At 54.0% G+C, this 25,535-nt stretch carries 17 protein-coding genes; 14 read left to right on the top strand and 3 right to left on the bottom strand.

All coding sequences use genetic code 11. The annotated features are described in order from the left end of the window. The first annotated feature begins 3 nt into the window (after nt 1-3). The 3 genes from mgp130 (at nt 4) to RBH33_RS05050 (ending at nt 3,688) form a co-directional block, all read left to right on the top strand. A complete protein-coding gene (gene mgp130, locus RBH33_RS05060; RefSeq protein WP_306731053.1) occupies nt 4-1,185 on the top strand; it encodes a 4-O-beta-d-mannosyl-d-glucose phosphorylase Mgp130 in 1,182 nt (393 codons plus the stop codon). After that, entirely contained in the window at nt 1,185-2,399 is a 1,215-nt protein-coding gene (locus RBH33_RS05055) for an AGE family epimerase/isomerase (RefSeq protein ID WP_306731052.1), read from the top strand. Before mgp130 ends, RBH33_RS05055 begins: the two co-directional genes overlap by 1 nt. 137 nt (nt 2,400-2,536) lie before the next feature. Then, nucleotides 2,537-3,688 carry a glycoside hydrolase family 5 protein gene (locus RBH33_RS05050; RefSeq protein ID WP_306731051.1) on the top strand — a complete coding sequence of 384 codons (1,152 nt, stop codon included), beginning with the start codon at nt 2,537-2,539 and terminating at the stop codon, nt 3,686-3,688. Between the two features lie 348 nt (nt 3,689-4,036). On the opposite strand, the gene RBH33_RS05045 is transcribed toward RBH33_RS05050, so the two are convergent. Together RBH33_RS05045 and RBH33_RS05040 are read right to left on the bottom strand one after the other, a co-directional pair. Continuing rightward, nucleotides 4,037-5,758: a bifunctional protein-serine/threonine kinase/phosphatase gene (locus tag RBH33_RS05045; protein ID WP_306731050.1), complete on the bottom strand. Its 1,722-nt coding sequence runs from the start codon at nt 5,756-5,758 to the stop codon at nt 4,037-4,039. A gap of 61 nt (nt 5,759-5,819) precedes the next feature. Continuing rightward, the gene (locus RBH33_RS05040; RefSeq protein WP_306731049.1) at nt 5,820-7,295 is read right to left on the bottom strand and encodes a NarK family nitrate/nitrite MFS transporter; all 1,476 of its coding nucleotides are present in this window, start codon (nt 7,293-7,295) and stop codon (nt 5,820-5,822) included. 513 nt (nt 7,296-7,808) lie between these two features. On the opposite strand from RBH33_RS05040, the gene RBH33_RS05035 reads away from it, so the two are divergent. From RBH33_RS05035 to RBH33_RS04985, 11 genes are all read left to right on the top strand, one after another. Then, the gene (locus RBH33_RS05035) at nt 7,809-9,581 is read left to right on the top strand and encodes an SLC13 family permease (protein ID WP_306731048.1); all 1,773 of its coding nucleotides are present in this window, start codon (nt 7,809-7,811) and stop codon (nt 9,579-9,581) included. Between the two features lie 398 nt (nt 9,582-9,979). Continuing rightward, nucleotides 9,980-13,450, top strand: a complete 3,471-nt coding sequence (locus tag RBH33_RS05030) for a TonB-dependent receptor (RefSeq protein WP_306731047.1) — start codon at nt 9,980-9,982, stop codon at nt 13,448-13,450. 188 nt (nt 13,451-13,638) lie between these two features. Then, nucleotides 13,639-15,180: a tryptophan halogenase family protein gene (locus RBH33_RS05025; protein ID WP_306731046.1), complete on the top strand. Its 1,542-nt coding sequence runs from the start codon at nt 13,639-13,641 to the stop codon at nt 15,178-15,180. Continuing rightward, nucleotides 15,177-16,631 (top strand): tryptophan 7-halogenase, encoded by a 1,455-nt coding sequence (locus RBH33_RS05020; RefSeq protein WP_306731045.1) that lies wholly within the window; start codon nt 15,177-15,179, stop codon nt 16,629-16,631. Before RBH33_RS05025 ends, RBH33_RS05020 begins: the two co-directional genes overlap by 4 nt. 24 nt (nt 16,632-16,655) lie before the next feature. Beyond that, entirely contained in the window at nt 16,656-18,173 is a 1,518-nt protein-coding gene (locus tag RBH33_RS05015; protein WP_306731044.1) for a tryptophan halogenase family protein, read from the top strand. A gap of 244 nt (nt 18,174-18,417) precedes the next feature. Beyond that, nucleotides 18,418-19,578, top strand: a complete 1,161-nt coding sequence (locus tag RBH33_RS05010; protein ID WP_306731043.1) for a Re/Si-specific NAD(P)(+) transhydrogenase subunit alpha — start codon at nt 18,418-18,420, stop codon at nt 19,576-19,578. 14 nt (nt 19,579-19,592) lie between these two features. Next, nucleotides 19,593-19,877, top strand: coding sequence for an NAD(P) transhydrogenase subunit alpha part 2 (locus RBH33_RS05005; RefSeq protein WP_306731042.1), 285 nt, complete (start codon nt 19,593-19,595; stop codon nt 19,875-19,877). Between the two features lie 12 nt (nt 19,878-19,889). Continuing rightward, nucleotides 19,890-21,296, top strand: coding sequence for an NAD(P)(+) transhydrogenase (Re/Si-specific) subunit beta (locus tag RBH33_RS05000; RefSeq protein ID WP_306731041.1), 1,407 nt, complete (start codon nt 19,890-19,892; stop codon nt 21,294-21,296). A 140-nt stretch (nt 21,297-21,436) separates the two neighbouring features. Then, nucleotides 21,437-22,435, top strand: coding sequence for a TRAP transporter substrate-binding protein (locus tag RBH33_RS04995; RefSeq protein ID WP_373568227.1), 999 nt, complete (start codon nt 21,437-21,439; stop codon nt 22,433-22,435). 8 nt (nt 22,436-22,443) lie between these two features. Continuing rightward, nucleotides 22,444-22,956 carry a TRAP transporter small permease gene (locus tag RBH33_RS04990; RefSeq protein ID WP_306731040.1) on the top strand — a complete coding sequence of 171 codons (513 nt, stop codon included), beginning with the start codon at nt 22,444-22,446 and terminating at the stop codon, nt 22,954-22,956. A 60-nt stretch (nt 22,957-23,016) separates the two neighbouring features. Continuing rightward, nucleotides 23,017-24,318 (top strand): TRAP transporter large permease, encoded by a 1,302-nt coding sequence (locus tag RBH33_RS04985; protein ID WP_306731039.1) that lies wholly within the window; start codon nt 23,017-23,019, stop codon nt 24,316-24,318. A gap of 42 nt (nt 24,319-24,360) precedes the next feature. On the opposite strand, the gene RBH33_RS04980 is transcribed toward RBH33_RS04985, so the two are convergent. Then, on the bottom strand, nt 24,361-25,305 hold the full coding sequence (locus RBH33_RS04980) for a sugar kinase (RefSeq protein ID WP_306731038.1): 945 nt from the start codon (nt 25,303-25,305) through the stop codon (nt 24,361-24,363). Nucleotides 25,306-25,535 lie beyond the last annotated feature (230 nt).

Here is a 25,535-nt window from a genome sequence, read left to right as displayed (position 1 = left end):
TCAATGAATGAGTTTAAGCAATCCATTCAAACGCTGCTCAGCGAGCAGGAAGCGCTGCTAAAAAGAGAGAACAAACCCGCAGCGGGTGGCAACGGTGTTTATAGCCGCTGGCAAAACCCGGTGCTGACGGCGGCTCACGCTCCGGTTATCTGGCGTTACGATTTAAATCCGGACACTAATCCGCATTTAATGGAACGCCAGGGTGTCAACGCCACCTTTAATGCCGGCGCCTTGTACTGGAATGGTCGTTACATTGTCGCCGTGCGAGTGGAGGGCGACGATCGTAAGTCATTTTTCGCCATTGCGGAGAGCCCTAACGGCGTAGACAACTTTCGTTTTTGGGATTACCCGATAACGCTTCCCGAAACAGATCGGCCAGATACCAATGTGTACGACATGCGTTTAACGCAACATGAAGACGGCTACATCTACGGCTTATTTTGCACTGAACGCAAAGACGAAAATCACCCGGACGATCTGTCCGCCGCTGAAGCGCAGTGTGGTATCGCCCGCACTAAGGATCTAGTGGCCTGGGAGCGTTTGCCCGACTTAATTACGCATACCGGCCAGCAACGCAACGTGGTTTTACATCCGGAATTAGTGGACGGCAAGTATGCGTTGTATACACGCCCGCAGGACGGATTTATCAGTGTGGGTAAAGGCGGCGGCATTGGCTGGGGCCTCAGTGACACTATGGACGGGGCCGAAATTAAAGAAGAAGTGATTGTGGATGGCAAGGCGTACCACACTATCAAGGAAGTCAAAAATGGTCAGGGGCCGGCGCCCATTAAAACCGATCACGGTTGGTTGCATCTGGCGCACGGCGTACGTAACACAGCTGCGGGATTGCGCTATGTGTTGTACATGTTTATGACTGAGTTGGAACGTCCCTGGGTGGTTAGTCACCGGCCTGCTGGGCATTTCATTGCGCCGCGTGGAGATGAGCGTGTGGGAGATGTATCCAACGTTGTGTTCACCAACGGTTGGATTGTTAACGACAAAAACGAAGTCTTTATCTATTACGCTTCATCGGACACTCGGCTGCATGTGGCGACCTCCACCGTCGACAAGCTGGTCGATTATGTCACCAACACCCCGGAAGATGGATTGCGATCCGCCGCTTCCGTGGCCAAACGCAATAAATTGATCGCCGCGAACCTGAAAATACTCAAGGATTTGAGCTGATGACGGCACCAAGCGTGGCAACGCAATCGCACATGGAGAGACTGAAAGCCGACTTCAGTTCCGAGCTGAACAGCATCGCGAACTGGTGGTTGAAGCACAGCATAGATCACGAGCGCGGTGGTTTTTACGGCGAGGTGGGCGCGGACAACCTACCGGTCCCGACAGCCGACAAGGGTGTCGTCCTGAATACCCGAATATTGTGGTTCTTTGCTGAGCTGGCGGCGCAAGACCGGGACCCGCGCTACCAAGAGACAGCGAAACGGGCCTTTGATTACCTGCGTGCACATTTTATTGACAGAGAGCACGGCGGCGCTTACTGGGCAGTAAACTGTGCTGGCGAAGTGATTGACGGTAAAAAGCAGGTTTATGCTCAAGCATTCGCCATCTACGCTCTAGTGGCTTACTACCAACTGACGAATGATGCCGAGGCACTGGAGGAAGCCCTGCGCTGTTTTGAGCTTTTGGAACAGCATGCCCGCGACCGAAGCAAAGGTGGCTACCTTGAAGCCTTCGCCAGGGACTGGAGTCCACTGGAAGATGTGCGTCTAAGTGATAAAGACCTGAATTACCCCAAAACCATGAACACCCACCTGCATGTGGTGGAGGCGTACACGACTTTGCACAAAGCGGCACCTAAGGCGGAAGTTAAGGAGGCGCTGCATTATGGTATAGAGTGTTTCGAGCGCTATCTGATCAATAAAGAAAACTTTCACCTGCGTATGTTTCTCGACGAAAACTGGCAGGATTATTCCCCCGGTTATACCTATGGCCACGATATTGAATGCAGCTGGCTTTTGGCCAAAGCGGCTGATTCATTAGGCGATGAAAAAGTTACGGAGCGCCTCCAGGACAGTATTCTAGGCTTGGCGAACGCTTGTGTGAACGAAGCTATGGGCGATCATGGTGAGTTAGTCGACGCGTACGATTTTTCCTCACAATCCTGCCACGTGGAACGCATTTGGTGGGTGCAGGCTGAAGCGTTAGTCGGCTTCCTTAAAGCTTATTCGCTCAGCGGAGAGGGGCGCTACCTAACCGCCGCTGAAGACGTGTGGTCGTTTATCAAAGCCTACCAAATTGACACCGAGGGCGGAGAGTGGTTTTGGCTTTCCACGTTAGATGCTCAGCCGGAGATCGTTCCTTACAAACTTGGGTTTTGGAAAGGGCCCTATCACAACGGTCGCGCTATGATAGAAGCAATAAAGCTCCTAACTTAGTCACCTTTGTGGAGACGAGCACGGTAAGGAGCTGCATGATGAAAAATTACGCCTAAAATGAACATGGCGACGAAAACAATAATACGCCGAAGCCCCAGTATCGGCATGACTTACCAGAAATCACAGGTGGTGCGAGTATGCAAGCGATTAAAAAAGTATTGGCAGGGCGGTTACAAATACTTTCGGTGTGCTTGGTGGCGACCATCGGTATAGCAGCCTGCGGAAGCTCCGGATCCACCACTCCTGAACCATCCAGCAGTAGTTCGTCCTCATCGAGTTCGTCCAGCTCTTCGGTCAACGAGGAGCCCGAATGCGTCGAACTGGCGGGCGAAATTCCCGGGTTTTATGTGCAAGGGAGCACCTTGTACGACGTCAACGGTGAGCCCTTTGTCATGCGGGGCGTTAACTATCCTTACGCCTGGTACACCACACGCGACACCGAACAACAGTTTGCCGATATGGCGAGCGTCGGTGTGAATACGGTACGGGTGGTGTTGGCCAATGGCGCCCAGTGGAATCGTGTCAACGGTGCGGCCGTAGCCGATATTGTTCGCTGGTCCACAGAGAACAATATGGTGGCCATGCTGGAGGTTCACGATGCCACCGGTTGGCCAGAAGGCGGCTCGGCAGCTCATCCGCAAACAGCGGTGGACTACTGGCTCGACGACGATATTCGCGCCGCTATCGAGGGTCACGAAGACACGGTCATTATCAACATCGCCAACGAGCCTTTGGGTAATTTTTCTAACGCTCAGGAGGACGAGGAAAACTGGATTGAATTTCATACCGAAGCCGTAGAGACACTTCGCTGCGCGGGTTTGCGTCATGCCCTAGTGGTAGATGCGCCCAACTGGGGCCAGGACTGGACCAACACCATGCGCGATGGACCAGGTGCGCAGCAGATTTTCGATGCCGATCCGGATGGCAATGTGATCTTTTCGGTGCACATGTACGACGTTTACGACAATGACAATCGAGTTGACGATTACTTCGATAACTTTCTGGCCAAGAACCTGCCGTTAATCGTGGGTGAGTTCGCGGCGGATCATGGCGATCGCGGCGTCGTGGCGGTGGACCGAATCCTCGAGCTGGCGGAACAACACAGCGTTGGCTACCTGGGTTGGTCCTGGTCCGGAAATACTACGGCCGGGGGATTGGATTCTCTGGATATTGTGGTGGGCTTTGACGTGAACCAATTATCCGAGTGGGGCGAGCGGCTGATCAACGGCGAAAATGGATTGAGAGCTACTTCGGAGACCTGTTCTTGCTTGTTGGATGACGAAGACTAAGTTGCTGGGTGCTAGCGACGGAGATAGAGACCAAGCCTTCTTATTCGCGTTAGGTGCCAGCGATGGAGGTTGCGGGAGTGGTACCGGGACACGCCGTGAATCCCTCCATGGAGGCTCTGCGACAACATCCCTGTTGCCGAAGGTCTCGATACCACTCCCGAACCAGCGTCACTTCGCACTTAAAACAGAGCACCGAGTACTTGTCGCCAGCACTTAGGACTCGGTGGCGGGGTTTTACATTGGTGCCGGTTAAAATCAACACTCTAACCCTTTTTTTGCTGGTTCAAAGTGGGGTGGTCGGAAGTAGTATCCCAATCGCCATCGCGGGCACCTAAGGTAGAAACCAGTTCAACTAAAAAGCATAAAGGCCAGCAGCACCGCGAAGCCCCAGCCTATGGCAGCGACTGCTTGCCATACTTGCTCCGGATCTCGCTCAAGCAGCGGCTGCTGCCCAGGTGAAGCCCATCGCGGGTTGGGCCTCTGCAAATCCTGCAACCACTCCGACAGAGCATCGTAACGGTGATTGGGATTGATGCTCAGAGCTTTCTCCAGCGCTTTGTCCAACCAAAACGGCACCAGAGGATTGATTCGGCTTGCCGGACGGTAACGCAACTTCTGAAAACTCTTTAGATCCATGGCTTTGCCATAAGCGCTGCCAAAAGGGCTTTTGCCCGTCAGCATTTTATAGAGCAGAACCGCTAGAGAAAACTGATCAGAGTGAGGGCCAGTCTCGCCACCGTAACGGTATTCCGGGGCGGAATAATCCAGTGTGCCTAAAATTTTGTCCCGCAAAATAGGTGTTTGAATTTCCGCCACGCCGGCTACCCAGCAAGAGCCAAAGTCCACGATTACTGGACCATTGCGACTCAGCACAATGTTGTCCGGTTTTAAATCCTGATGCAGAGTCTCCTTGCGGTGAAAAGCGCGGATGCCCCGAATTAAGTATCCGATCATTTCCACGGCATCGGGAATATCCAGTTTCCCCCGTTCGCTCAGCATTTGTCCAAGAGTGGGACCTGGCACATACTCGGTTAAGTAGTACAGGCTGGAGCGAGCCTGAGGGGGAGTTACCACCCTAACCACGTAAGGACTGTGAATGCGCGCGCCGATCCAGGCCTCCATGACAAAGCGCTCCAGGTAGGCGGGATCATCGTCATGCAGGCGTGATGGGGTTTTCATAATGTGCGCACGACCGGCATCATCCTCCACCAGATAAACCTGGCTGCGGTTGGACTCGTGCAGAATTTTCTTCACCGTCAAACCGTCCAGGCTTTGGCCGGGCTCCAGAAGCGGTGGAAAGGGCAGGCGCGAGAGTACCCGTACGGCGTCGTCCTGACTGGCATGGCCCGTCTGCTCAATGCGGGCCGCTTGAATACTCAGATTATCCGTACTGCCCGCATCCAGAGCGCGAGCAATCCCCTGAGCCACTAACGCTTCTACATCTTGCTGGTGATCATTCACCAGTTTGCTCAGTTCTGTGGCAGACAGGCTGTCGTGAATGCCATCGCTGGTCAGCACAAACACATCGTTGGGTTGCAGCTGGACCGAATGCATATCCACTTCCAAGTTGAGGTCGGCCCCCAAGGCCCGACTCAAATAGACGGTGTCTTCATCAATGCGTTGGTTGTGGTCTCGGGTAAGCAGTTCCAGTTCGCCGTCTCGCAGCAGGTAAACGCGCGTGTCTCCCACATGAAAAATAAAACCGGTATCGCCTTTCAAAATCAATGCTGAAAAAGTGGTGAGATAGCCCTGGCCCAAAACGCTGTTCCGGCTCCGCCCCCAAAGGCTTCGATTCAGTGCTTGGATCACCTGGACCGCTGACGGCCCCGTGCGCCAGGTGTCGGGAGTAGCGTAATAATCGGTGAGAAAACCGATGATCGCCGTTTGGCTCGCTTCGCGGGCGGCGTCGCTACTGCTAACGCCGTCAGCGATCGCCATAGCGATACCCTTGGACGTGAGTTGCTGGTCTTCCGGCAGGCGCGCGCCCAGAGTGTCCTGATTTTCCGGCTTACGACCAGCTTCGCTGCGTTGAGCGAAGGCGATCCTGAGCGTCGATTGAAGATGATCCATGGGAGGTCCGGGCAGAGTCTGCCGATAGCGACCACTGGTGGCTATCGGCAGGAGCTATTTTTTAGGTCAGTTCGATTTTTTGCAGCGTACCATCATCCATCATCTCGCTCATGTGACCCTTGGGCTCGGTCAACTGTTGAACCAGAATCAAGCCGATAGCAGCCGACGCGGCGATGATCATAAAGAATGTGGACGTATCCACGAAACTGTAGATGGTGAGGTAAGTTACCGCGCCGACATTGCCATAAGCGCCGGTCATGCCCGCGATTTGGCCGGTCATACGTCGTTTTACCAATGGCACCATGGCGAATACAGCCCCTTCACCGGCCTGTACGAAGAACGAACAGAACATTACCGCCATGACGGCGAGCCAAATGGGCCAGCCGGAACCCACTTGGGACAAGATCAGGTAACCAATCGTCAGTCCGGTAATGAAAATGGACATGGTTTTCCGGCGTCCGAAGTTATCGCTGAACCAACCTCCGCCCGGGCGTGCCACTAGATTCATAAAGGCAAAAGCGCCCCCAAGCATGCCGGCCTGGGTCAGAGTTAGGGAGGTAAAGGTCTCCAGAAAAAACGCTGGCAACATGGACACCACGGCCAACTCCGAACCAAAAGTAACGAAGTAGGCCCAGTTCAAAATGGCCACCTGTTTGAATTCGTATTTGTCATGCTCGGGTACACCGTGGCGGAGCATGTCCCGGTTGACCCGGTAAATCTGGCTGAACTGTATGGCGAACAGGACCACCAGTACCACGTACAACAGGTAAGTGGTGGTTTGATTTAGCAAGCCAATGTAGGCCGGTGACAGGCGCCAAGCCAGTACGCCCAAGATAATGTACATGGGAATGTTCATGGCCACGTACATCCAAAAGTCTTTTTTGCTGGAGACTTCCAATCCACCCGAGCGCTTCGGCTTGAAGTAGGTGGAGCCTTTGGGGGTATTGCGAGCGCGCCAGTAGAACACCAGTCCGTAGGCAATGGCGATTAGTCCGGTGCAGGCGATGGCATAGCGCCAGCCGCCCAGGCCACCAAAGACACTCACCGCCAATGTAGGAAGAATAAAAGCGGCAGCCGCTGAACCGAAGTTGCCCCAGCCACCGTAGACGCCCTCCGCCAGGCCCACCTGCCGGGCCGGAAACCATTCACCCACCATGCGTATGCCAATGACGAAGCCGGCACCCACGAACCCTAGCAAGAAGCGCAAAAAGGCCAATTGCTCAAAGCTTTGCGCCGAAGCGAAGGCCAAACAGAGCAGACCAGCAGCACACAGCAGGCAGCTGAACACCAGGCGTGGGCCAAACTTGTCCACCAATATACCAACCACGATCCGGGCCGGAATGGTCAGCGCCACATTGAGAATGAGTAGCGCCTTCCATTGATCCGAGGTCATGTTAAACGTCTCTACGATCAGAGGCATCAATGGTGCATGACTAAACCACACCACAAAGGACAGGAAAAACGCGAACCACGTTAGATGCAGCACACGAATGTTGGGTTCAGAAACATTCAGTACATTCAGGTTGTTGGAACTCATAAAACATCATCCATACGAGGGCGAGTGGGTGGCCGCTTGTGGTGCGTAGGTTTCGCTCATTGGTGTTCACTGTTTGTGCAAAGCGAAACTGATAGGCACAAAGTTGGCGGTCTCTGGACTCCGCTCCTGCAAGGCATGTGCCATCGATTAAAAATGGTTTAAGTGATTGTTTTTTATAAAGATATTTTAAGATTGTCGAATTGAAAGGACGTGACAGCGCGTTTGAACTGCGCACGATTAGCGCCCAGCGTCCCAAGCTGGTGCGTTGATTGTTGATGCATAGGACATGACTTGAGGGCGCGCACCCAGCTTGAATTGGCATTTTTTTCAGCTGACCCTCTGGCTGCGCTAAACCAGTGCGGTCGTTGAACGAAAGAAGTTGCTCAAAATAGACTGTACTGATGGAGCAGTACCATATGCCTTCCTGTTATATAGGTAGAGCCAATAACTATTTTGCCGCGCCTGGCGCATTGGTTAAGCTGCCGAGCTTCTTCTTATAGATGGATATTCAGTATGGAATGGCAGGGGTACTTGTCCTTGGCGCTCTCCGTTGGTGCGCTGGCCATTTTGGTTGCCACTCGTATCGGCGCCCATTTGGTGATGACCGGGGTGCTGATTGTGCTTTTGGCAACTGGCGTGCTCACCACCGGAGAGGCTTTTGCCGGGTTCAGCAATCCCGGGCTGATTACCGTGGCGGCCATGTTCGTGGTGGCGGCGGGAATTCACGGCTCGGGCGGGGTGGACCTCTTGGTGAACTCCCTACTGCGTACCCCAAAAAGCGAGCGTGCGGCGCAACTGCGTATCAGCGCGCCGGTCGCCCTGCTGAGCGCTTTCCTAAACAACACGCCTGTGGTCGCCACCATGATTCCGGCCATTCGCAGCTGGTCGAAGCGCATTGATATAGCGCCTTCCAAGTTGATGATTCCGTTGAGCTACGCCGCGATACTGGGTGGCACGCTCACGCTGATTGGCACCAGTACCAATCTGGTGGTCAACGGCCAGTACCAAGTGATGACCGGCGAAGCCGGTTTTTCCTTATTCTCTATTACGGCCGTGGGCCTACCAGTGGCGGTGGTGGGGCTGACGTTTATGCTTTGGCTGTTCCCGCGGGTGCTGCCGGATCGCCGCGATAAGAGCATGTTCGGCAATTTGCGGGAGTTTACCCTGGAGGTGGCGGTCGCGTCGGACGGGCCTCTTGTGGGGCAGACGGTGATGGAAGCGGGACTTCGTAACCTTAAGCGCATTTATCTGGTAGAGATTGAGCGCGCCGGCGCCATTGTGCCCGCCGTTGATTCTGAGGAACCCCTGCAGGCGGGTGATCGGTTGGTCTTTGCCGGCGACACCGAAGCGGTTTCCGATCTGTTGCGGATCAAGGGCATAGTGCCTTCTACTAACGGTGATGAGCCCACACTCGGCAAAGAACACCGGGAGCGTCGGCTGGTCGAGGCGGTGATCTCCCCCCACAGTAATTGCATCAACCAAACCATTCGCGACTCTCAGTTTCGCGAGCGCTACGGGGCGGTGGTCTTGGCCGTGGCCCGCAATGGTGAGCGGGTGGTGGGCAACTTGGGCACAATTAAGCTTAAACCGGGTGATACCCTGCTGCTGGAAGCCCGGCCCGCTTTTGTCAGCCGTCAGCGTTACAACAAGGACTTTCTGCTGGTGAATGACTTGAACACTGAACCCCCGCGGCACCAGCGCGCCTATTTGGCCTGGGTGATTCTCGCGGCGTTAATTCTCAGTGCGGCCACGGGGCTGACCACCATGCTGAATGCGGCTCTGTTGGGGGCGGCCGCCATGCTCATTACCGGCTGCTGTTCAGCCGGCCAGGCCCAGAAAAGTCTGGATCCGGTGGTGTTACTGACTATTGCCTCTTCGTTTGCCCTGGGGGCAGCTCTGCATAAAACCGGTGCGGCCCAAGTGTTGGCGGAAGGCACCATTGGTTTGAGTGGCGGTCATCCCTGGCTGATCCTGTTGCTCACCTACGTGGTGGTGTCGCTACTGACAGAGTCGATCACCAATAATGCGGCGGCGATTGTTATGTTGCCCATTGTTCTGGAGATGACCGAGAAGGCCAGCCTTAACCCTGAACCTTTTGTTTTCGCGATCATGATGGCCGCTTCGGCCAGCTTCGCGACCCCGTTGGGTTACCAAACCAATCTGATGGTTTATGGTCCGGGTGGTTACCGTTTTACCGATTTTCTTAAAGTGGGGCTGCCCATGAATTTGGTGGTGGGCCTGACTACGGTGGCGGTATTGATTATTGGCTGGCCATTGGTAGCCTAATTGGCGAGGGATTGCAGCTGTTTAAGATATGACCGCGTGCTGGCTGAGGGTGGGCGCAACTAGTTGATAGGAAAGGATTTTTTGGTTTCGCTATGCTCCGGGAGTTGACTTTTAGTCGGCGCGCGAGGCGAATCTTGGATGGTTTTTGATCAGGAATGGCTTGGTTGGTGGCTGCGAAGATGGGACTGAACAAGTCTCGCGCGGCCCACTCTTTCTTTCTCACCTATTCTGTTTGACTATTAGATCTGTATCGAGCATCATTCGGGGTCAGTGAGGTTTCGTCTTGCAGGCCGGCCTGGGCGCGTTCGCCCAATAAGAGCTGGTGCTAGGATTCTAGAGCGCAAGCCCACGCCGACACGAATAACAATATGTCCATAAATATAAAGAGATCACGCTATATGACTATTCCTACCCAGAAACCCCGAATGAAGTCCGGGATCGTCTCTCTCGCATCTTCGCTACTGGTTTTGTCCAGCGTTGTTGCCTCCGCTCAGACGGACGGAAATGCAGAAAGTTCAGCGGCGCTGGAAGAAATCCTGGTTCAAGGTACTAGGCAGAGCCTGCAAAACGCTCAGGACATAAAGCGTGATGCGGATACTTTTGTGGATGCCATCTCCGCTGATGACATCGGCTCTCTTCCGGATCGCAGCGTGTTGGAAGCTATGCAGCGTCTCCCTGGCGTCTCTATCGAGCGCTTCGCGGCCGCCAACGACCCTGACCACTTTGGTGTAGAAGGCTCCGGCGCCGTAGTGCGCGGTATGTCTCAGACCCGCAGTGAATTTAACGGTCGTGACTCCTTTACCGCCAACTCCGGTCGTGGCCTCAGCTTCCAGGACGTTCCCCCTGAGCTGATGGGTGGTGTGCAGATCTTTAAAAACCAAACCGCCGACATGATTGAAGGTGGTATTGCCGGTACTATCAACCTGATCACCCGTAAGCCTTTCGACCAGCCCGGTCGCCGGATGTCTTTCTCCGCCGACGTCACCTATGGTGACATGATGGGCGAGTGGACTCCTACGTATTCCGGTTTGTTCAGCGATCGCTGGGAAACTGCTGCTGGTGAGTTCGGCTTCCTGATCAACCTGGCTCACTCTGAGCTGAAAGCTAGCTCGCACGGTATTCAGACGGACCGCTATGACTTCCGTCCAATCGAAAATGCCGATGGTGATCCGGTGATGAACCCCATTACCGGTGAGCCCGCTTTTGCTAACGTGGCTAACCCTTATGTCTACGACGGTACCTTTGTAGACGCGCCAGCGGGCGTGCAGGTCGGCCAACGAGGCGTGCTGGTTCCCAACGGTTCCAACTTGACCATGAAGGAAGATACCCGTGAGCGTACCGGTATCGCCCTGGCTACCCAATGGCGCAGCAACGATGACGCCTGGTTGGCCTCTTTGCAGTTTATGCGCTCCGACGCCACTTTGGCGTGGACCGAGAATGCCATTAAGTACCAAACTGGTTACAACCGTAACAGTACCTACCCCGGCCCCGGTGAGCAGTACCAGTTTGACGACGATGGTGTATTTGTCAGCGGTGCTCTGACTGACATTGGTGACTCCGGTGGCTGGCGCATGGGCAGCAACCGCATTCCCAGTCGCGGCACCGCCGGTCAAGCTGACTATATGCCTTATTTCGGGCATCGTTTCCAGACGGACAACCGTTTCAAGAAGACCCGCACTATTGTGGACGACTACGCCTTTAACCTGGAGTGGACGCCTACCGACAACTTGGGTATTAGCTTCGATCTGCAGCACATCCGCGCAGAAACAGAGGATGACGATGTCACCTTGATGTTTATGACCCACGCGATTCAGGGTTACAACCTTTCCGGCAGCACGCCCTCGGTCGATGTGGTTAGTCCCTGGTTCTACGCCAGTGACGAAGCCCTAGAGCACTATCGGGATGGCGACGGTGACGCGTATCCTGGCCACAGCTACGCGGTGGACAACTACTTCTCCGATCCCCGGTCGTACAACTACAACGCCGCTATGGACCACTTTGAGCGCAGTGAAGGTGAATCCACCGCTGTCCGCTTGGACGCCGTCTACTTTATGGATGGCTTTATCAGTGGTGTTCGCACGGGTGTTCGTTTCGCCGAGCGCGAGCAGACCGTAAGGTTCTCCCAGTACAACTGGGGTGCTCTGGCACCGATCTGGCAAAGCCCAGTGGGCTGGTTGGATTCCGATATTGTTCAGGAAGCAGGAATACATAACCAGCATCAGGTGATCGATTGGAGCGACTTCCATCGCGGTGGCACTGCCAATATCCAGGGTAATAATCTTGTTCTGCACCCAACCGATGCCTTGACTCAGGACTATCACAACTGGGGCAATGCCTTCGGTCCTCTGCAGTACAACTGTGAGGACTTCCGTCCGGCCGGCGAGCGGGTAGATCCCGATCCCAACAATCCAGACAACTGTATCCCGAGAAATATTCAGGACGGTTTCTTCCTGGATAACGAGATCAATACCACTACCGAAACCAACACCGCCGCATACGTGCGTGTCGATTTCGAGACCGAGCTGGGTGCTATTCCCATCAGCGGTAACGTAGGTGTTCGCTACGTGCGCATCACCAACGACACCACGGGTAATACCGTTTATCCGCACCTGCGTCCGGACCACGTGCCACCGGAAGGCTGGGATCCGTACAACTTTGATCCTCTAGACTATCCGTTGCTGTTCGACGAGGATGTACAGGACGAAGGCGATGCGGCCTTCCTGTCTGACCCGCTCAACTATGTTGATCCGGCATTCCGTCAGTTCGGTAATGGTGTGTCCACCTTTAACGAAAACCAGCGCACGTACTACGATACTTTGCCTAGTTTGAACCTGAAGGCGGATTTGACTGACGAATTGATCGCACGTTTTGCGGTATCTAAGGCCATTGCTCTGCCGGACATTGGTGACCTGCGTAACTACACCAATATTGGCAGTCAGGGTTTCAACGTTAACCGGTTTAGCTACTACAACAACGAGAATCCGCACCCCGAATCTCCCGCAGCGATGGATCCGGAGCATGAGGACTATGATCCGACCATCTACACGCCGCTGAACGATGATGGTGATCCGTTGGCGCAGACTCGTTTGGTAGACCCAAACAGCATCACCCACAATGGCTGGACTGGTTCAGCGGGTAACCCCAACCTGATGCCCATGGAGTCCATCCAGTACGATGCGTCTCTTGAGTGGTACTTCGCTGACGTTGGTTCGTTGACGTTCTCTGTGTTCCATAAGGACCTGAAGAACTTCTTTATCAACGGTGCCTTTGATCGCCAGTTCGTAAATCCCGTATCGGGCGTGGCTCAAACCGTTCGTGTCGCTGGTCCCACCAACGGTGATACCGGTACTATGAATGGCTTCGAGGTTGCGTATCAGCAGTTCTACGATATGCTGCCGGCACCTTGGGACGGCTTGGGTCTGCAAGCGAACTACTCTTACATTCGCGCGCGCGGTGTGCCCAACCCGAACCTGGATCCGACAGCACCGGTTGACGAGGCTGCCGAGAACACTTACGCGTTTGGCGATTCAGTGCCGTTGCAAGGTCAATCAGACCACACGGCTAACCTGGTAGCTATGTATGAGAAGAACGACTGGAGCTTGCGTCTGGCTTACAACTGGCGTTCTAAGTACCTGTTGACTTCTCGTGACGTTATTACCGGCTTGCCGGTATACAACGACGATGCAGGCTTCCTGGACGGTTCTATCTACTACGACATTAACGACAATGTGTCGATTGGTATGAAGGCTGTAAACTTGCTGAACACCCAGACCAGAACCTATCAGCAGGTTGATGGTGATCTGCAGCTGGGTCGGTCCTGGTTCATCAATGACCGTCGTTACTCTCTCGAAGTTAGAGCTAACTTCTAACATCGGTTAGTAGCAAGCTAGATAAAAGGGCGCACCTTCGGGTGCGCTTTTTTTTGCCTGTAACTTGCGTCCGTGCCGGTAATATCTGAGTATAGGGATTGCATCCCATCCGCACGCCACGGCCGTTTTCGGGTCGGCGTTTTTGCTCGCGAGGGCGACACTGCTACCTCGGTTACGCTGTATTAGCTATGAACAATAATCTCAGAAAAATAGTCATAGTCGGTGGCGGTACAGCCGGGTGGATGACGGCCGCCGCCCTGGCTCGCGTGATTAATCCCGCGCTGACACGTTTATGCCTTGTCGAGTCTGAACAGATTGGTACTGTGGGGGTGGGGGAAGCCACTATCCCGCACATCCGGGTGTTCAACGACATGTTGGGCATCAACGAGCATGAGTTCATGCTTAGAACTCAAGCGACCTACAAATTGGGTATCAATTTTCAAGGTTGGGGCCAGGCAGACAGCTCCTATTTTCATCCGTTTGCGGCCCAGGGTTTTCCTCTGGATGACGTGGCATTTCACCACCATTGGTTGCGTGCTGGGCGGCGGGTGGCAGATTTTGACGATTTTTCGCTGGCCGTATTGATGGCGAAACAAAAAAAGTTTGCCTACCCAAGTGCGGATCCAGCCTCCATATACACCAGCTTTTCTTACGCCTATCACCTGGACGCCGGTCTCTATGCCGCTTACTTGCGCGAGTACTGTGAGGCACGCGGCGTCGAGCGTATCGAGGGGCGGATTGAAGATGTTGAACTGGATCCTGAGACGGGGTTTATTTCCGCTCTACGACTTGAGGCGGGTCGCCGGGTAGACGGTGAATTGTTTATTGATTGCACTGGATTCCGGGCACTCCTGATGGGTCAGGCCTTGAAAGTGGGCTTCGAAGATTGGAGCCACTGGCTTCCATGCGATACGGCCTTGGCGGTTCCCAGTGAATACACTCAGGAGCCGAACCCCTACACGATTTCTGCCGCAGAATCCGCGGGTTGGCGCTGGCAAATTCCGCTGCAGCATCGCATGGGCAATGGCCATGTTTACGCTTCCGGCTATGTGAGCGATGAAGCAGCCGAAAAAACGCTAATGAATAACTTGCCTGGCCAGGCCTTAGCTGAGCCGCGCAAAATTTCGTTCAAAGCTGGCATGCGTCGCAAAGGCTGGTACAAAAACTGTGTCGCCATTGGCCTTTCCAGTGGCTTTCTTGAGCCGCTTGAGTCCACCAGTATCTACCTGATTCAGGTGGGCATCTACAAACTGATGGAACTACTCCCTGACTCTGATTTTAATCCTGTCAACGAACAGGAGTTCAATCGATTGGTGAGTGATGAATATCAAAAGATTCGAGATTTTCTTGTTCTGCACTACCGCTTGAATCAACGCGAAGACAGCGACTTCTGGCGCTACTGTGCCCACATGTCGCTCCCTGCCACCCTCGAGGAGAAGATCGATCTTTTTCGAGCCAGCGGAAAAGTGGTGGAATACCAAAATGGCTTGTTTATGGCGCCGAGCTGGCTGGCAGTTTATCTGGGGCAGGGGTTGCTCCCCGACCATCTGGACCCGCGCCTGGCGAATTCCAGTCCTAGTGAGAGCAAAGCTCAGTTAGAGCAAATGAGCACAGCCCTCAAGCAAAGCGTCGCAAAGCTGCCCAGCCACGCAGAGGCACTTACCGCTTTGGGCAGGGGGTCACAAAATAACGCTAAACCCACAATGAGTCTGTACGGGGGGCGCTCATGAAGGTGATGCCCCCTGAGAGCTTAGTCATAGTGGGCAACGACGTAGCCGCCTGGCTAGCGGCTGCGGTGCTTTCAAAAACTTACGGGAAGGGTACCGAGGTGATTCTCTGCACGGATCGTGAGCACCCTTGTGCCCCGGCACGGCAGCCCATGCTCCCGGACTTCCAGATCCTGGCGCAGACTCTGGGGGTCGATGTACCCCAGTTTGCTGCCCGCTGTGCCGCCACGTATAAGCTGGCAGATCGAATCTGCGCTTGGAGCTCAACAAACGCCGACTTTTACCATGCGATGGGGGACTATGGGGCGACTTTCGGTGCGGTAGAGTTTCATCAAGCGCTGTCGCGGTTGCGGGAGGCAGGTAAGGATGTGAAGCCACTGGAAGCCTATTCTCTAGCGGCGACCAGTGCTCAGCTAGGCAAATTCTCAGCACCCTCGCCGGATCCCAGCTCTATCCTGTGCACCCTGAAAGTGGGTTGCAATCTGGATACACAAGCTCTGCGTTCCTGGCTGCAGGACCTTTGCCGCCAAAGCGGAGTCCAGTTGATCGATCAGGTGGTTACGCAGGTCAATATCCATTCGGAGGTATCGACCATTGACAAACTCACCCTGGACAATGGCCAGTCGCTGAGTGCGAATCTATTCGTGGATACGACACGAGAGCAAAAGTTGCGCAGTAGTCTGCCGGGAGAAAGGCGCTCCTACGAGTCGGACCTTTTGGCCCGAATTCGATATGACTACTCTTTGAAGAGTGTGGAGGACGCGCCCATTTCCACAGTATCTGCCTTGGCTAAGGGTTGGCAGAAAAGCGTGCCGAGTCAAAACGGAATCACTGTCAGCGCTTATGGGGCGAGCGACGACGTTCTGAAAGAGGTGGGCGAATGTGTCGTTGAACAGGCCGTGCCGTGCGCCGCTGTGTTGCAAGTTCAGCCTTGGATGGGCAATTGTATCGCTGTGGGGCCAGCGGCCATGCAATTGGCTTCGCCATGCGTTTCTGAGCTGGATTTGGCATGGCTGGGGCTCTCGCGGCTCTTGGACCACTTGCCGGATGCACAAGCGCACGCGGCCTTGGCGAGAGAATACAATCGTGTGGTGGCTCAGGGTTATGCGCACGTGCGCAATTCGACTCGACTTTACTTCCAACTAAGCACCCGCACGGAAGCGTTTTGGACTGACAGCCGCAAAGCCGCTTTGTCCGACGAGTTACATTATTCTCTTGCACTCTTTAAACATCGAGGCAAATGGCCGTTTTTTGAAAACCCTGTGCTGCCAGCAGCGTGGCATGTCTATTTATGCCTGGGGCTTGGGCTGTGGCCCGAACGTGTCGATCCACTGGCCATGGCGGCATCCGTGAGTGATATTGAACAACTTAATTTGAAGATCCAGAAGGCCGTGGTAACAGCTGCGGCTAACTTGCCCGAGCATCGTGCGTTCTGGCGCGGCGCAAATGACTGAATATAACGAGTAAAGGTGAAGTCCGTGAAGAACAGAAACATCCGTAAGATTGTCATTGTGGGGGGTGGTACCTCCGGCTGGATGAGCGCCGCTACCTTCGCGCGCTTTCTCAGCACCGAATACTGTCAGGTGACGCTGGTTGAATCTGAAGATATCGGTACCGTCGGCGTGGGTGAGGCCTCCATTCCACAACTGCAGGTGTTCAATCGAACGCTGAAAATTGATGAAGATGAATTCATCAGGCAAACCCAAGGTACCTTTAAGCTTGGGATTCAGTTTGTGAATTGGGGCCAAGTGGGCGATAGCTATTTCCACGGTTTTGGTGACGTGGGCCGGGATATGGAATCTTTGCCGTTTTACCACTTTTGGCTGAAGATGCGTCAGCAGGGTAAGGCGGATGCTCTTGAAGATTACAGCTTGAGCTCCTCGGCCAGTATTGAAAATCGCTTTATGCGTTCAGTGGACGCTGGCAACTCTCCTCTTTCCAATATCGCTCACGCCTTTCACTTTGACGCCGGCCTGTACGCCAAGTATTTGCGCGGCTACTCCGAAGAGCGGGGTGTCAAACGTATCGAAGGAAAAATTACCGACGTGCGTCTGCGGGAAACCGACGGCTACATCAAATCCGTGGTGTTGGCATCGGGAGAGGAAATCGAGGGCGACTTCTTTATCGACTGCAGTGGCTTTCGAGCGCTACTGATCGGCGAGGCACTTAAAGTAGGCTATGTGGATTGGTCTCACTGGTTGCCCTGTGACAGCGCATGGGCCGTTCCCAGTAAGAAGCTTGATCCGCTGCCCTCGTACACCCGCGCCACGGCTCATAGCGCAGGCTGGCAGTGGCGGATTCCCCTCCAACATCGCACCGGCAACGGCCATGTGTTCTCCAGCAAGTTCATGGATGACGACGAGGCTCGTTCCATTTTACTTAACAATTTGGAAACCGAGGCGCTTGCCGATCCGCGTAAACTGAATTTTGTTACCGGCAAGCGAGAAAAATTTTGGGAAAAGAACTGCCTGGCTGTGGGCTTGGCGAGCGGCTTTATGGAACCGCTGGAGTCCACCAGTATTCATCTGGTGCAAAGTTCTCTGGCTCGTTTTATGTCGCTTTTCCCGAGTGCGGATTTTACCGATATCGAAGTGGCGCAATTCAACAAGCAAGCGGACTTTGAATTTGAGCGTATCCGCGATTTCTTGATACTGCATTACAAGGCTACAGAGCGAGACGATTCCGAATTCTGGCGCTATTGCCGTGACATGGATATACCTGACTCCCTAAAGGAGAAGATTGAATTGTTCAAACTCAACGGACAGGTATTTCGCTACAACAGCGAACTGTTCAACGAGTTGAGCTGGGTGGAAGTCTTTTACGGCCAGCGAATCAAGCCCGCCGGTTATCACCCCCTGGTGGATGTGCTGCCAGACGATGAAACCGAACGCAGGCTCCAGCATGTTCGAAGTGTAATAAAAAGTTCCGTGGAGGCTATGCCGTCCCACCAGGAATTTATCGATTCCTGCTGTAAAGCCAAACCATTCAAAATGTAGTGGCTGGGCCTGGATTTGTGTTGGAAATTGGTTATAAAGCTTTATCTGATGGTGGCTGGACAGCGAAGTCTGGTAATTTCGGCTATAACTTCCATTGTGCGCTGCGTAAGGGGCGCCTTTGACAGCGTTGTCAGCTTGTCGAAGTCGCAAATGCGTTTTCGTTTGCATGTGCCACCGAGGGATCCTGCTGGTACTATAGGGTGACTTAAGGTACATATGACAATAAAACCAGGGGACCTTAGTTATGAAGATAGCCATACCAAAGGAGCGGCGAACCCATGAGCACCGGGTCGCGGCTACGCCCGATACGGTAAAAAAGCTCGTCGCCTTGGGCGCGGAGGTAATTGTAGAGGCCGGTGCTGGCCTGGCGAGTCGATTTAACGATGAGGCTTACAAGAGCGCCGGCGCTACAGTAGCTGCAGATCTACAAGCCGTTCTCGGCGACGCCGATGTGGTTCTAAAAGTGCAACGCCCCCTCTTGGCCTCGGACGAAGGCCCCGATGAGCTGGCCGCGATGAAAAAGGGCGCTGTGCTGGTTGGTAGCTTGTCCCCCTTTTCCGACCCAAATGCACTTCAGGCCTACGCTAAGGCCGGTGTGAACGCCCTTACCATGGAGTTTGTGCCTCGCATCACTCGCGCCCAAACGATGGATGTGCTGAGTTCCCAGAGCAACCTGGCAGGCTATCGAGCCGTGCTGGAAGCGGCTTACGTGTATGGGCGGGTGATGCCCATGATGATGACCGCGGCGGGCACTGTCGCGCCAGCCAGGGTTATGGTGTTGGGCGCTGGTGTGGCCGGGCTTCAGGCTATCGCAACCGCTAAGCGTCTGGGTGCCATTGTCTCCGCCACCGACGTGCGACCGGTCGCCAAAGAGCAGGTTGAAAGCCTGGGCGGAAAGTTTGTGATGGTGGAGAGCGAAGAAACCGCTGCTGCAGAAACCTCGGGTGGATATGCCCGCGAAATGAGCGCCGATTATCAACGCCGACAAGCGGAGCTGGTAGCGGACACTCTCAAAAAGCAGGACATCGCTATCTGCACGGCGTTGATTCCCGGTCGTAAGGCGCCCACGCTAATCAACGACGAGATGGTGCACAGCATGAAGCCCGGCTCAGTGATCGTCGACCTGGCGGTAGAGCAGGGAGGCAACTGCACCCTGTCCAAACCCGGTGAGGTAGTGGACGTCAATGGGGTGACCATTGTGGGGCACCTCAACGTTCCCAGTCGTTTGGCCACCGATGCCAGCGCACTTTACGCCAAAAATCTACTCAACTTTCTCACCCCTCTAATCAACGCTGAGAGCGGCACCCTACAGGTGAATTGGGATGATGAAATTGTCGCAGCCACCACGCTTACGCGCGACGGCCAAGTGGTTCATTCCGCATTCCAAAATAGCGATCCACAATAATCAGGAGGACGCCCATGGAAGCCAATTTTGTTTCCCAGTTGTTTATTTTTGTTCTGGCTATTTTTGTCGGTTACTACGTGGTCTGGAGTGTGACGCCAGCCTTGCATACACCCTTGATGGCGGTCACGAATGCCATCTCCAGCGTCATCATCGTCGGTGCGTTGATTGCCGCCGGCCCGGCGGAGGTGAGTCTGGCAAAGATTCTCGGCTTTATTGCTATGACTCTGGCAGCGGTCAACATCTTCGGTGGCTTTACCGTCACCCACCGCATGTTATCCATGTATAAAAAGAAAAAATAACCGGAGGGAATCATGTCAGAACTTCATGCAGATCTCACCTCGCTCGCCTACCTAGTAGCGGCCGTACTGTTCATTATGGCTCTACGCGGGCTGTCTTCTCCGGAAACCTCTCGAGCGGGCAACTACTTTGGCATGTTGGGTATGCTCATTGCCGTGCTCACGACGGCGTTAAGTCCCGAGGTGCAATCCTATAGCTGGATACTGGTGGCACTGGCCACGGGTGCAGTGATTGGTGTAACCATCGCCCGCCGTATTGCCATGACAGCCATGCCGCAATTGGTGGCAGGCTTTCACAGTCTAGTGGGTATGGCCGCCGTTTTGGTCGCTGGCGCAGCGTTTAGCAATCCTCAGGCGTTTGGCTTGTTGAGCGAAGCCACGGGAGAAATTTTTGTCGCCAGCCGGATTGAAATGGGCCTGGGTGCTGTCATTGGTGCGATTACCTTTTCAGGTTCCGTGATTGCATTTACCAAGTTGCAAGGGTTGGTTTCCGGCGCGCCCGTGTCGTTCAAGGGTCAACACTTTCTGAACGCTGTGGTGGGTTTAATAATTCTGGGGCTGATTGTATTTTTCGCCTTCGAGCAAACCCCCTGGGTCTTCTGGACCATGACCGCGCTCGCGTTCGTCATTGGAGTGCTGATCATTATTCCCATCGGCGGGGCGGATATGCCTGTAGTGGTATCCATGCTCAACTCCTACTCTGGATGGGCTGCTGCAGGTATCGGTTTTACCCTGCAAAACGATGCGTTGATTGTGACGGGTGCGCTGGTGGGCTCCTCGGGGGCGATCCTCTCCTACATTATGTGTAAGGGCATGAACCGCTCGTTTATCAGCGTCATTCTGGGTGGCTTTGGTGGCGACTCAAGCGCCGGCGCCGCTGGCGGAGCCGATGACCGTCCGGTGAAACAGGGTAGCGCGGAAGACGCGGCTTTTATTATGAAAAACGCCGGCAAGGTCATCATTGTGCCGGGTTACGGCATGGCGGTGGCCCAGGCGCAGCATGCGTTGCGGGAAATGGGTGATGCCCTAAAAGATGAGGGCGTTAAAGTGGTCTACGCCATTCACCCGGTGGCGGGCCGCATGCCGGGCCACATGAACGTTTTATTAGCGGAGGCAAACGTTTCCTACGATGAAGTGTTCGAGCTGGAGGATATCAACAGCGAATTTCAGACCGCCGATGTGGCCTTTGTGATTGGTGCCAATGATGTGACCAACCCTTCGGCGAAAACCGACCCGACCAGCCCCATTTTCGGTATGCCGGTCTTGGATGTGGAGAAAGCGCGCACGGTATTGTTTGTGAAACGCAGTATGGCTTCCGGCTATGCGGGCGTGCAGAACGAGCTGTTCTACCGGGACAACACCATGATGTTGTTCGGAGATGCGAAGAAAATGGTGGAAACCATATTAAGAAACTTAGATTAGCAAGTTAGCGAAAACTTCCCGGAGTGTAGCCCTGGCTACACTCCGTCTTATAAGAAATCAACCATCCAAAACGGACGGGTTGCTAAGTGCGCTCTTCAGAGTGATGGCTTACAGCACAGTCTGGCAATGAGTAATCAGTAATGCGTAAAAGTTGTTTATTCCGCTCTCGCCGTATGGGCGTCGCCGCCTATTTGGCGTTGCTCCTGGCTTTCACGGGCTGCGGGCAGCAGAGCGACGTAGTTGTACTGAAAATGGGGCACGACTTAGATCGGAGTACGCCGGTTCATCTGGCCATGGAATATATGGGAGCACGTCTGGAGGAGCTTTCCGATGGCACCATGCGGGTGGATGTCTACTCCAACGGTCAACTCGGCGCCGAACGTGAACTCATCGAACTGTTGCAGATCGGCAGCTTGGCGATGACCAAAGTCTCGGCGGGGCCCATGGAAAGTTTCGTTCCAAGGATGCAAATCTTCAGTATTCCCTATGTGTTTCGAGACCATGACCATTTTTGGCAAGTGCTGGATAGCGATATCGGGCGGGATTTGTTAGTCGCTGGTGAGGCTATGCGCTTGAGAGGGCTGGGCTACTACGATGCCGGTAGCCGCAGTTTTTACACCACCCGCCGACCCGTGTACAGCCCCGAAGATTTGGCCGGTCAGAGAATTCGAGTCATGGAAAGCCAGACGGCCATGCGCATGGTACGGGCACTGGGTGGTTCGCCAACACCGATTTCCTGGGGTGAGCTGTACACGGCTTTGTCTCAGGGCGTTGTCGATGGGGCCGAAAACAACCCGCCCAGCTTTTACATTTCCAAGCACTATGAAGTCAGTAACTATTTCACGCTTGACGAACATACCTATGTGCCCGATGTGGTGCTAATCAGCAGCTATATCTGGAACAATCTCACAGAGCAGCAACAGACCTGGCTTCAGCAGGCCATGGACGAATCCGTGGAGTACCAAAAGCAACTGTGGGCTGAAGCCACTGAGCATGCATTGCGCGCGGTTGAGGAGCACGGTGTCGAAATTATCTATCCAGATAAGTCCGAGTTTATGGATAAGGTCGCCGACATGCACGAATCTTACCGCGGCGAGCCTGTGTATGAGTTGTTGCAGCGTATCCAGGCAATGGATTAGGAGCCGATATGATTGATCGAATAATGGCAGCCATCGACAAAGCGCTGAGCTATTTCCTCGCTGGGTTACTGGCGATTATGGTTCTTGATGTCACTTGGCAAGTGGTTACGCGCTTTATTCTTGATGAGCCCAGTCCCTACACAGAAGAGCTGGCTCGCTTTCTACTGATTTGGATTGGCCTCCTTGGTGCAGCCTATGCTTACCGGAAAAAAGCGCACTTGGGTCTGGATCTGTTGATCACTAACCTACCGCCCAAGGGCCAGCAGCGCGCTGATGTAGTCGCAAATCTATGTTGCTTCGCTTTTGCAGCGTTAGTCATGGTTTACGGTGGCATCCAGCTAGTGGCGCTGACGTTGGACTTACGGCAGACCTCAGCTGCGCTTCAGGTCCCGATGGGCTACGTATACAGTGTGTTACCTATTAGCGGGGTACTGATTTGCGTGTATGCGTTGGACAACATTCGCAAATCCAGAGGCGAGTCTCTTGCCGAGCCTGGAGATAAGGGTCTGCCTGTGGACTGAGTCGGCCCGAAAGCCGAAGGCGTGAACTTTGCGAACAGAATAGCGAGAGATAAAAATATAATGGAAATTTCGATTCTAATTCTAGTGGTCAGCTTTGTTGTGCTACTGGCGCTCAATGTCCCTATCGCATTCAGTATTGGCATTGCCACTTTGTTGACCATGCTGTTTACCATCGATTTTGGACCTGCCATGGTGACTATGGCTCAGCGCTTGGCTGGGGGTATTAACAGCTTTGCGCTCTTGGCCATTCCGTTTTTTATTTTGTCGGGGCTGCTGATGGGGCAGGGCGGCATTGCGCGGCGTTTAATTGAATTCTCGAAGGTTTTCTTTGGCATGCTCCCCGGTGGCCTGGCTTTTGTGAACGTCATCAGCTGTACCTTGTTCGGTGCTATTTCCGGGTCCGCTGTAGCCGCCACGTCTGCCGTAGGCGGTTTTATGGTTCCGGCCATGACGAAAGAAGGCTATGACCGGGGCTTTGGCGCGGCGCTTACCGCCACCGCCTCCACCAGCGGTCTGCTGATTCCACCCAGTAACGTGTTGATTATTTATTCTCTTGCCAGCGGCGGCGTGTCCATCGCCGCGCTATTCGTTGCTGGTTATATCCCCGGGCTACTGATGATGCTGGGCCTAATGGTGGTGTGCGGAATCTGGGCCAAGAAGAAGGGCTACCCGGTGGGGGAAAGAATTCCCGCCCGTGAAGCGGTGAAAAAAACGCTGGATGCTATACCCAGCCTGCTGCTGATTATCATTGTAATAGGCGGCATAGTGGCTGGGTTTTTCACGGCGACAGAAGCCAGTGTGATTGCGGTGCTGTATGCCCTGCTGCTAGCGGTTGTCATCTACCGCGAAGTCGAGTTTAAGGCTTTGCCGGGTATCTTTATTAAATCAGTGGAAACGACAGCCATTGTTATGTTGCTGATCGGCGCCTCGTCGGCCATGTCTTGGGTTATGTCCTATGAAAACATTCCTCAGGCAATCAGCGATGGTTTGATCGCCTTAAGTGACAACCCCATAGTGATTTTGTTGACCATCAACTTGATTCTGCTGGCGGTTGGTGTGTTTATGGATATGACCCCGGCAGTACTGATTTTTACCCCCATCTTTCTACCGGTGGTTACTGAGTTGGGCATGTCGCCTTTGCACTTCGGCATTATGATGGTGATGAATCTGTGTATTGGTTTGTGTACGCCGCCGGTGGGTAGTGTTCTGTTTGTCGGTGCGGGCATTGCCAAATCGTCGATTGCGGAAATGTTTAAGCCGTTGATTCCCATGTACTTCGCAATGTTTGTCATGTTGATGCTGGTGACTTATGTCCCGGCTATGAGCGAAGCGCTGCCACGGTTATTCGGGCTGTACGAATAAAAAGGGGCGCAATGCGCCCCTTGGAAAAACGTGTAGCCAAACTTAACCTTTATTCAGTTCCGTCTCGAACACCGTTTTAGGTAATACACCCCCGCGATGCTGAATAACAATGCCAGCGCAGCGGTTTCCTTGACGGGCGGATTCTGCAGCACTCTCCCCTTGTAGGCGGGCCGCTAGGTACCCGGCATTAAAGGTATCACCAGCGCCAGTGGTATCGATGACGTGCTGCACCGGAGTCACAGCGACGTGTTCAACTTGACCATCCACTATAACTACAGTGTCTTCACTGCCGCGCTTTAAGACCAGCTCGTTAAGCTCTAAGTTGGCGTAGCGTTTTTGGCAGCCCTCCACGGAGTCATCTCCCCACAACTGGTATTCGTCGTCGAGGGTCAGTAAGGCGATATCGGTATGCTCTAACACGGCTCTCATGGCGCTTTGAGCTTGGGCTATGTTGTTCCAGAGGCGCGGTCGGTAGTTGCTATCAAATACAATCCGAACGCCTTTGCTGCGCAACTTAGCCAGACACTCAACCAGATTTTCCCGAGCAGTGTCTTTTAATATCGCCAGAGTTATTCCACTCAGGTAGATACAATCGAATTGGGCCAATTGTTGGTACAGCTTTACGCTGGCCGTGGGATCGGAAAACAGCTCCCGTGCGGGCGCCTCACGCCGCCAATAAAAAAATTCCCGCTCGCCTTCGGGGGAATTGTGAATCATGTAAAGTCCAGGATTACGCCCGGGTGTACGAGTTACCAGGTCTACACCTATGCCCTCATCGTGCATGCACTGAAGAATCTGTTCGCTGTAGTGGTCGTCTCCGAGCAAGGTAGCGTAATGCGTTTTAAGGCCCAGGCGGGCCAAATAGACGGACGTGTTGTAGGTGTCGCCAGCGAACGACAGGGCCTTGATCTCCCTGGTTTCCTCCGGTGCAGTAGGGTAGGGAGAAAGCTCGATCATTACTTCGCCGATAGCGGCTATCTGTGCCATAAAAACTGCCTGTTCGTTGATGCTGGTGGTTCCGTTCCCGAAAAAGTCACGGCGCTGAAAGACTCCCACCCACCTTGGCGGCGAAGGTATTCCTATTGTTATTGGTCGACAAATATACCACCGGACCCGATGGGTTTCTAGCGACGATTCCACTGTAGGGTGAGCCCTTAGGCCCGTTTCTTGACAGTTTCTAGAGCTTCTGTGACCATCCCGACACATTTAGCTCACCT

This window comes from Marinimicrobium hydrolyticum (assembly GCF_030848505.1).
Classification (GTDB): Bacteria; Pseudomonadota; Gammaproteobacteria; order Pseudomonadales; family Cellvibrionaceae; genus JAVDDU01.
The sequence above is the reverse complement of the archived record's forward strand: the minus strand, read 5'-3'. Positions and strand labels throughout refer to the sequence as shown.

Excerpts from the sequence above, each read along its gene's own strand:
- mgp130 (WP_306731053.1), top strand. The coding sequence starts at position 4 with ATGAATGAGTTTAAGCAATCCATTCAAACGCTGCTCAGCGAGCAGGAA.
- RBH33_RS05055 (WP_306731052.1), top strand. The coding sequence starts at position 1,185 with ATGACGGCACCAAGCGTGGCAACGCAATCGCACATGGAGAGACTGAAA.
- RBH33_RS05050 (WP_306731051.1), top strand. The coding sequence starts at position 2,537 with ATGCAAGCGATTAAAAAAGTATTGGCAGGGCGGTTACAAATACTTTCG.
- RBH33_RS05045 (WP_306731050.1), bottom strand. The coding sequence starts at position 5,758 with ATGGATCATCTTCAATCGACGCTCAGGATCGCCTTCGCTCAACGCAGC.
- RBH33_RS05040 (WP_306731049.1), bottom strand. The coding sequence starts at position 7,295 with ATGAGTTCCAACAACCTGAATGTACTGAATGTTTCTGAACCCAACATT.
- RBH33_RS05035 (WP_306731048.1), top strand. The coding sequence starts at position 7,809 with ATGGAATGGCAGGGGTACTTGTCCTTGGCGCTCTCCGTTGGTGCGCTG.
- RBH33_RS05030 (WP_306731047.1), top strand. The coding sequence starts at position 9,980 with ATGACTATTCCTACCCAGAAACCCCGAATGAAGTCCGGGATCGTCTCT.
- RBH33_RS05025 (WP_306731046.1), top strand. The coding sequence starts at position 13,639 with ATGAACAATAATCTCAGAAAAATAGTCATAGTCGGTGGCGGTACAGCC.
- RBH33_RS05020 (WP_306731045.1), top strand. The coding sequence starts at position 15,177 with ATGAAGGTGATGCCCCCTGAGAGCTTAGTCATAGTGGGCAACGACGTA.
- RBH33_RS05010 (WP_306731043.1), top strand. The coding sequence starts at position 18,418 with ATGAAGATAGCCATACCAAAGGAGCGGCGAACCCATGAGCACCGGGTC.
- RBH33_RS05005 (WP_306731042.1), top strand. The coding sequence starts at position 19,593 with ATGGAAGCCAATTTTGTTTCCCAGTTGTTTATTTTTGTTCTGGCTATT.
- RBH33_RS05000 (WP_306731041.1), top strand. The coding sequence starts at position 19,890 with ATGTCAGAACTTCATGCAGATCTCACCTCGCTCGCCTACCTAGTAGCG.
- RBH33_RS04995 (WP_373568227.1), top strand. The coding sequence starts at position 21,437 with ATGCGTAAAAGTTGTTTATTCCGCTCTCGCCGTATGGGCGTCGCCGCC.
- RBH33_RS04990 (WP_306731040.1), top strand. The coding sequence starts at position 22,444 with ATGATTGATCGAATAATGGCAGCCATCGACAAAGCGCTGAGCTATTTC.
- RBH33_RS04985 (WP_306731039.1), top strand. The coding sequence starts at position 23,017 with ATGGAAATTTCGATTCTAATTCTAGTGGTCAGCTTTGTTGTGCTACTG.
- RBH33_RS04980 (WP_306731038.1), bottom strand. The coding sequence starts at position 25,305 with ATGGCACAGATAGCCGCTATCGGCGAAGTAATGATCGAGCTTTCTCCC.